Raw genomic sequence first — 6,186 nt, 5'->3', positions numbered from 1 at the left:
GCAGCAGCGCGACCGCCCCCGCGAGATCGAGAAATGTCAGCGTTACCGTCACTCGCATCCCCCCCCCCCCCCGCCGGGCAGTTCCGCACTCACATCAATCAGATCAATATGATCCCCTCGCGTAGTGGTCCAATGCATCGTTTGAATATCGTCCATCGCTGTTACCGATCGCGGCACGATCGGGCGGGCAATCTCGCGCCCGAGAAAATGGCCGGAGACTAGCCCGCACCGGAACCGGCTCGCCCGCGACATCGAGCGCGAACCGACGCTCGGCGAGCCAGGCCGGGTCGATCGGCTCGCCCGCCGACCGCACCCAGCCGAGCGCCACGACGCCGCCGAGCGTATAGCCATAGGCCGCCGAAGTGATCCCGCCGATCGGGTCGCCGTTCGCGGTGACAAGCTCGCCTCCCCATGCGGCCGGCGTGTCCGGCGCGGTCGCCAGGAACGAGACGAGACGCCGGGTCAACGGCCGGCCCCTGGCCGCCGCGAGCGCCTCGCGACCGATGAACCCACCTTTTTTGTCAAGCTGCACGGCGAAGCCAAGGCCAGCCTCCCATGGGTTGTCGTCGGGCGTCAGCTCGCGGCCCCAGGCGCGATGGCCCTTCTCGAGCCGCAGCGACTCGATCGCGTAGTAGCCGGCATCCCTGACCCCGAGATCGCCGCCCGCTTCCGCCAGGGTTTCATAAACCGTCACTGCGAATTCCGACGGCACATAGAGTTCCCAGCCAAGCTCGCCCATGTAGCTGCGCCGGCTCGCCCAGACCGTGGCATAGCCGATGCCGATCTCGCGCACGGTGCCGAACGGGAAGTCCGCCTGATCGAGCGCCGCATGCGTCACCCGGCCCAGAAGCTCGCGGGACCGTGGTCCCATCACGCCGATCACCGCGTAGCCCGAGGTCACGTCGGTCAGAACCGCCCTGGCGGACCCAGGGATGTGACCGCGAATCCAGTGCGCATCGCGGGTCGCCTGAGCCGTGCCGGTCAGGATCAGAAAACAGTCGGGTGCGAGCCGTGCGACCGTCAGGTCGCTCTCGAACCCGCCGCGTTCGTTCAGCATCGGGGTATAGACCGACCGGCCTGCCGGAACGCTGACATCGTTGGCGCAAAGCGTCTGCAATACCTGCTCGGAATCGGGGCCTTGCATCAGGAATTTGGCGAAAGACGTCATGTCGAACAGCGCGACGCCTTCGCGGCACGCACGATGTTCCTCCGCCACGTGCGCGAACCAGTTCTGCCGTCCGAACGAATACCCGGTGCGCCGCTCGATGCCCGGCGGCGCGAACCAGTTCGGGCGCTCCCAGCCCATTTTCGAGCCGAACACGGCGCCCTTCGCGGCGAGCCGGTCGAACAACGGAGAGCGACGGAACGGGCGTGCGGTGGTCAGCTCGTGGTTCGGCCAGGGCATCGCGTAGTGCAGGCCGAGCACCTCCTTGACCCGGTCCCTGAGCCAGACCCGGTTGCCGTTGAACCGCGCGAAGCGGCGGATATCCACCGGCCAGAGATCGAAAGACGGCTCGCCCCCGACGATCCATTCGGCGAGCGCACGGCCCGCCCCGCCGGCGGAGGCGATGCCCATGGAGTTGAATCCCGCCGCGACGAATACGTTCCGCGTCTCCGGCGCTTCGCCGAGGATGAAGTTGTTGTCCGGCGTGAAGCTCTCCGGCCCGTTCAGGAAGGTCTTGATCGCCGCGGTTTCCAGCGCCGGCACGCGCTCCAGCGCGTTCTTCATCAGAATCTCGAACTGATCCCAATCGTCCGGCAATAGCTGGAATTCGAAATCCGCCGGGATGCCGTCCATGCCCCAGGGTTTCGCATCCGGCTCGAAGCCGCCCATCACCAGACCGCCGACTTCTTCCTTGAAGTAGATGTAACCATCCGGGTCGCGCATGACAGGCAGGTCGGGATGAACCCCGTCGATCCGTTCCGTCACGATATACATATGCTCGGCCGAATGGAGCGGAATCGTGACCCCGCACATCCGGCCGATCTCGCGCGACCATTGCCCGGCGCAGATCGCGACGACATCGCAGGCAACGGTGCCGCGATTGGTCTCGACCGTCGAAACGGCACCGTCCTTAAGCCGGATTCCCGCAACACGGGTCTGCTCGAAAATCCGCGCCCCCCGAGCGCGAGCGCCACGGGCGAGCGCCTGGGTGAGGTCGGTCGGATTGGCCTTGCCGTCACCGGGCAGCCACACCGCGCCGGCCAGGTCGCCGGTGCGCATGATCGGCCATTTTTCGCCCGCCTGCGCGGGGGTCAGCACCTCGATTTCCACGCCCTGGGCGCGGGCGGTAGATGCCGTACGCCTGAGTTGCGTCATCCGTTCGGCGGTCCGCGCCACGGTGATCGAGCCACACTGCTTCCAGCCGGTAGCTAGGCCGGTCCCCGCCTCGAGCGCGGCGTAAAGTTCGGTCGAGTAGCGGATCAGCCGGGTCATGTTCGCGTGGCTGCGCAACTGACCGACCAGCCCGGCCGCGTGCCAGGTCGTCCCGCTCGACAGCCGCCCCTGCTCCAGCAGCACCACGTCCCGCCACCCGAGGCGCGTCAGATGATAGGCCAGCGAGCAGCCCACGATGCCGCCGCCGATGATGACCGCGCGAGCCTGGGTCGGAAAATCGTCTGCCATCAGATAACTGCTCCTTGAAAAGATTCACATCAAGCGCAGGATACGTGATTCACCCTATAATACAACATAAAACTACAAAATGTCACATTTCACGGCGCGGCGACGAACAGGCGCGATCCGCGATCCGCGAGCGCCGACAGCGTCCCGGCAGGCGGCGGCAGATCCGCGACAATCCCCGCCGCGCCCCTGGAATTCGGGATGCGGACAGGTGTCAGCCGGCCGAATTTGGTGTGGTCCACGACGAAATAAGCCGCGCGAGCGGCCGCGATCATCCGTCCCCGCTGCTCCGCGCCGATCCGGCTGTAATCCGTGATCTCGCCGTCGTCCGACAGGCCGCCAACGCCGATGAACGCGGCGTCCACGCGAAACCGCCCGATCGCTTCGAGCGTGTCGATGCCAAAGGTCGCCTCGTCATTCGGATCGATCTCCCCGCCGAGCATGTGCACGCGCGTCCCCGGCACCCGGCACAGCAACTGTGCGATCGCCAGGCTGCCGGTGCAGACCGTCAGGTTGCGCCGGGCGACGAGCACTCGCGCCACGGCGAGAGTCGTTGTGCCGGAATCGAGAAGCACGACCATCCCGTCCTCGACGAAGGTCGCTGCGAGCCGGCCGATCGCGGCCTTGCCCTGCGCATTTTCCGAAGCGCGCAGATCGAGCGCGGGCTCGCTCGCCTCCCGCCGCGCCGCCCCGCCATGCACGACGTCCAGACGGCCCTGCTGCGCGAGGAACCGGAGATCGCGCCTTATGGTTTCGCGCGAGACGCCGAACAGCCCAGTGAGTTCGCTGACGCTGATTGCCCCGGCCACCGCGATCCGCTTGAGGATTTCGTCATGCCGCGAGGTCGCGAGGGGTCGGTTCCGCGGGGTGGGCGTAGTAATTGGCGTCGCCATGGAAGTCACTCCGACATGTGGCATTATCGATAGATTTGTGGCAATACGTGAAAACCGAAGCGGTTGTCGAGAAAAAGAGGGCACATGGAAGACGCATATGGCATGACGGGGCTGCGAAAGGCCGGCATCGGCTGTTTCCGGTGACGCCGGCTCTCACGGCGAGCCCCGTCGTGTTCGGCGCGCTGCTCGCGGCGGCCGCGCTGCATGCCGGCTGGAACGCTTTCCTCAAGGTGCGTCTCGAACCGTTCCTGGTGATGACCCTGATTACCGCGAGCGCAGGCTTGATCGGGTTGCCGTTCCTGCTTGTCCTGGGAGTGCCAAAGGCGGCTTCGTGGCCATGGCTGCTCGGTTCCCTGGTGCTTCATCTCGGCTACTACGTGACGTTGACAGAAGCGTACCGGCGCGCGGAGATGAGCCAAGTCTATCCCATCGCGCGGGGCGGCGCCCCCCTGCTGACCGCCCTGGCCTCGTTTCTCCTGGTCGCCGAGCCGGTCAGCGCGCAGGCCACGGCCGGCGTGGTGATCCTCGGGGCGGGCGTGATCCTCATATCGTTGGGCGGACGCCGGAGTATCGCGATGGACCAGAAGGCCATCGCCTTCGCGCTGCTCACCGCACTCATCATCGCCTTCTATACCCTGGTCGATGGGATTGGCGCGCGCACCGCCGGAAACCCCGGCGCCTATGCCGCCGCCCTGTTCGTCCTCGATGGTCTGCCGCTGCCGCTCTTCGCGCTCTGGCGCCGCGGCGTCTCCCCGCTGGTGAAGCTGCTGCGCCACGCGCGCCAAGGGCTGCTGGGAGGTGCGATGTCAGTCGCCTCCTACTGGATCGCCATCTGGGCGATGACGGTGGCGCCGATCGCCGTCGTCGCCGCCTTGCGCGGCACCAGCGTGCTGTTTTCGGTGGCGATCGCCACCTTTGTCCTGAAAGAGGCGTTCCGGCCGGTCCGCTGCGTCGCGGCGCTGCTCATCATGGGCGGCATTCTGCTCATCCACTAACATCAACATCAAAACTAACGGCGCGACGCCGCCCTGGTCGGAATATACGATAGCCCCACGAGCACCGCAAGCGTCGCGCATGCCAGAAGGACCGTCAGGGTGGCGCTTTCGAATATGTCGCCGCGATCGGCCAGCGCGAAAATCCCCACCGGCAGCGTCCTCCAGCCGGGCGGATACACCATCATCGTCGCGCCCAGTTCGCCCATCGACAGCGCGAAACTGAGGCTGAACGCGGCGATCAGATAGGGCGTGATCAGCGGCAGCGTTACATGCCGGAGCCGGTAGCCGGGGCGGGCGCCGAGGCTTTCCGCCATCTGCTCGAACTCCGGCCCCAGGCGCGCCAGCCCCGCCGATACATTGCCGTAGGTAAAGGCCGAGGTCAGAACGAAGTGCGCCACCACCACCATGGCGATCGTGCCGTTCAGCAATATCGGCGGCCGGCTGAACGCGACCAGCAGACCCAGCCCGACCGACACTGACGGCACGGCGCTCGGGATGAAAAAAACGATGTCAAGCACCAGCCGCGAAGCCCCGTATATCTTCCGCAAGGCCAGCGCCGCCCAAGTGCCCACCACCAGCGCGACCGCGCTTGCCATCACGCCGGTGATCAGACTGACGCGGAGTTCAGCGCTCAGGCTGCTGTGTACCGCCCGCGCGTAATGCGCGAATGTCAGATGGCTCGGCAGCACGCCGTTCCACTGTCCCGCGAAGCTGGCGATGGCGATCACCGCAACGGGCAGCACATAGATCACCCCGAACAGGAGCGAGAACAGCAGCCATGCCCCGATGCGGCCGGACCTAGACCAAACCAGCACGGAAGCCTCCAAATCGCGTTATGATCATCCGATAGAGCGAGTAGAGGGTCAGCGAAAGGCCGATATTGGCGGCCGCGATGACACAGGCCGTCGTGTAGTCGAATTCCTGGACCGCCTGGTCATAGACCAGGAGCGGCAGCGTGATGACGCCTTTCGCGCTGATGAACAGCACGATGCCGAATTCGTTGGTGGTCAGCAGAAGGCACAGGCTTCCGCCGGCCAGCAGGGCGGGAATCGCCGCCGGCAGGATGACCTGCCGGATGATCCGCCACGGTCCCGCGCCCAGACTGTTCGCGATCTCGATTTGCGCCGGCTCGATCAGCGAAAAGCTGGCGAGCAGCGGTCGCAGGACGAACGGGGTATATACGGTAACCTCCGCGAGGATCACTCCCCATGCCGAGTAGAGAAAATCGACCGGCGGCAAACGCACATGCAGCAGGTGCATCAGCGATATGTTCAGAATTCCCGCCGAGCCGTAGATGAACGTGAAGGACAACGCCACCAGGAAGGTCGGCAGGGCGATGAACGTGTCGATCAGCCGCGCCAGAAGACGCGCGCCGGGAAACGCCACGAAGGACAGCACCAGCGCCAGCACGAAGCCGAGAACCAGGCAGCCCGCGCTGGCGGCCAATGCAATGACGATCGTGTGCAGCAAAGCATCCTGGAACAAGCCCGAGGTGAACACCGCGTCATAGTGCGACAGCGAGAGCGACCGTCCGTGCCCCAGGAGGGACTCGCGAACGATCAGCGCGAGCGGATAGAAGAACAGCACGGACAGAAAGAACAGCGGCGGCAGAACCCACTGCCATCCCGTGTTGAACGAAGTCCGGCGGATCGCCGGAGCGGCGATGCTGGTCATG

At 65.7% G+C, this 6,186-nt stretch carries 5 protein-coding genes; 1 reads left to right on the top strand and 4 read right to left on the bottom strand.

Going from position 1 to position 6,186, the window contains the following annotated elements; genetic code table 11:
• Positions 1-103: 103 nt before the first annotated feature.
• Positions 104-2,626 (bottom strand): GcvT family protein, encoded by a 2,523-nt coding sequence (locus L2A60_RS16260; RefSeq protein WP_235705502.1) that lies wholly within the window; start codon positions 2,624-2,626, stop codon positions 104-106.
• A gap of 89 nt (positions 2,627-2,715) precedes the next feature.
• On the bottom strand, positions 2,716-3,516 hold the full coding sequence (locus L2A60_RS16255) for a DeoR/GlpR family DNA-binding transcription regulator (RefSeq protein ID WP_235705501.1): 801 nt from the start codon (positions 3,514-3,516) through the stop codon (positions 2,716-2,718).
• A gap of 140 nt (positions 3,517-3,656) precedes the next feature.
• Between L2A60_RS16255 and L2A60_RS20780 the strand changes: the two genes are divergently transcribed.
• Positions 3,657-4,511 carry an EamA family transporter gene (locus L2A60_RS20780; RefSeq protein WP_235705500.1) on the top strand — a complete coding sequence of 285 codons (855 nt, stop codon included), beginning with the start codon at positions 3,657-3,659 and terminating at the stop codon, positions 4,509-4,511.
• 14 nt (positions 4,512-4,525) lie between these two features.
• Here the strand turns inward: L2A60_RS20780 and L2A60_RS16245 are convergent, their stop codons facing one another.
• Both L2A60_RS16245 and L2A60_RS16240 read right to left on the bottom strand, forming a co-directional pair.
• Positions 4,526-5,326 (bottom strand): ABC transporter permease subunit, encoded by an 801-nt coding sequence (locus tag L2A60_RS16245; protein ID WP_235705499.1) that lies wholly within the window; start codon positions 5,324-5,326, stop codon positions 4,526-4,528.
• Positions 5,310-6,185: a 2-aminoethylphosphonate ABC transporter permease subunit gene (locus L2A60_RS16240; RefSeq protein WP_235705498.1), complete on the bottom strand. Its 876-nt coding sequence runs from the start codon at positions 6,183-6,185 to the stop codon at positions 5,310-5,312. Before L2A60_RS16240 ends, L2A60_RS16245 begins: the two co-directional genes overlap by 17 nt.
• Position 6,186 lies beyond the last annotated feature (1 nt).

Source organism: Acidiphilium iwatense (genome assembly GCF_021556475.1).
GTDB classification, from domain to species: Bacteria; Pseudomonadota; Alphaproteobacteria; order Acetobacterales; family Acetobacteraceae; genus Acidiphilium; species Acidiphilium iwatense.
This window is presented reverse-complemented; position numbering and strand designations above follow the sequence as displayed.

What these genes read in the sequence shown, in the direction of transcription:
- L2A60_RS16240 (WP_235705498.1), bottom strand. Translation starts at nt 6,185, where the DNA reads ATGACCAGCATCGCCGCTCCGGCGATCCGCCGGACTTCGTTCAACACG.
- L2A60_RS16255 (WP_235705501.1), bottom strand. Translation starts at nt 3,516, where the DNA reads ATGGCGACGCCAATTACTACGCCCACCCCGCGGAACCGACCCCTCGCG.
- L2A60_RS16260 (WP_235705502.1), bottom strand. Translation starts at nt 2,626, where the DNA reads ATGGCAGACGATTTTCCGACCCAGGCTCGCGCGGTCATCATCGGCGGC.